Below are 1,513 nucleotides of genomic sequence, written 5' to 3' on the forward strand. Positions count from 1 at the left end.
GTCGCTAGTTGTCCACTCGATCGATAGCGGCGGAAGGAGAAGTCCGGTCTCAGATTGGAAGGACGGCGAAAAAGGACCGAAGAGCGACAAATACGCTGCGAGGATGCGAGGACATATCGGATTAGACATCTATTCCGGCTCTGTCCGTCGCTGAGGCCACCTCAGAAGAGCGCTGTCGCTGTTCGCCAGCCTCGCTTCACGCGAAGCGAGGCGGCTCAGCCGAGACCGTGGTCGCATCCAGCCGGCAATCCAACCCCGTTCGTTCGATGCTTCTCTTTCCATCCCAGCTCATCGTCGAGCACTCCTTCGATCCCATGGAGAAACGCATCTCCGAACGTGAACTCTACTGGGAGTGCTCGCCCGCCACGTCGTGGCGCGGCGAGCACGGCCCACTGGATCACGATCCACAGCTGCTCTAACAGGAACCCAACGCCGACGTAGAACAGCCGAATTGTCGGTGACGGCGTTGTCGTTACGGCTCGTGCCTCACGAAACTTCTCGTAGCTCTTCTCGATTCGCGATCGATCAGTGTAGATACGTGCGACTTGTGGCGGCGTGCGGTCTTCCAGACCGTACGCCGCGTATCCTGTCGCTTTCACGCCAGACTTTCCACGATCCCCGTTCTGATACGTGATGTGCACGGCCATCGGAAACGTCTGTTCGTGCTCTTTGCCTTCACAGATCGTTTCTTCGGCCATGTATGACGTGTTCACCGAGAGTTTCTCCCGAAGCGTCGCCTTCCCGGTCTTGACCGGGAAGACTGGCGGTGCAACAGCCCGAAGAACGCCGATTACCTCTCCGACGTAGGCCGCTCGATCCATGAGAATTCGGTTGATCTCGAACGGATACAGCTCGACGCGGGCGAGCACTCGCTCGACCGCGTCGGCGGCACTGTCATCGCCATCCACCGGTTCAACTGCCAGTGTCAGCGGCTTTCCCTGGGCGATCACGAACGCCGTGCAGTACCTGTGGCACTTCGTCGTGCCGTCACGGGCTTGCATTCGCCTGAACTCGGTTTCGTCGTCGGGATAGCCGTGAAATGGGTTGTCCATGAAGTCGATGCAGACGGTTCTCGACCGCGATCGGTCGAGAACCGACATCGTCAGCGTCGCGAGAATATCGTTGACAGCGTCCAGCATCGGCTCTTTGTTGAGCGTATGGAGCCAGTCCATGACGGGTTCTCTGTTGGGCGTGTCCTCTGTATTGGTCGTGACGCCGTTGACCGAAGTTGTTCCAACGGCTGCTCGGAGGACGACTTCCATGATATCGACGGAATCGAGGGGCGAACCCTCGATTCCTGGCAATGGCACCAGCTCAAGCACTTCCAGAGCAAGAGTCTTGAGTTGGCTGTTCGTAATGAACTCGTCCGGATCTGTAAGCACCTGTTTGAGTTGTGGAATGTTCATCAGGTGCGTATCCGGACAGCGGATGAATCAGTCACCTGATTCACCCGCTTCCTTTACGACGACGTGTCAGTTAGGAGGCTTCTGAGCCAGAGTGGACAACTAGCGAC

General features: G+C 57.8%; 1 protein-coding gene. It reads right to left on the reverse strand.

Annotated elements, in window-relative coordinates; genetic code table 11:
- Positions 1–215 precede the first annotated feature (215 nt).
- Positions 216–1,406: an ISH3 family transposase gene (locus DVH23_RS23170; protein ID WP_114579689.1), complete on the reverse strand. Its 1,191-nt coding sequence runs from the start codon at positions 1,404–1,406 to the stop codon at positions 216–218.
- Between the last annotated feature and the right edge of the window lie 107 nt (positions 1,407–1,513).

The organism is Saliphagus sp. LR7 (assembly GCF_003344565.1).
Taxonomy (GTDB): Archaea; Halobacteriota; Halobacteria; order Halobacteriales; family Natrialbaceae; genus Saliphagus; species Saliphagus infecundisoli.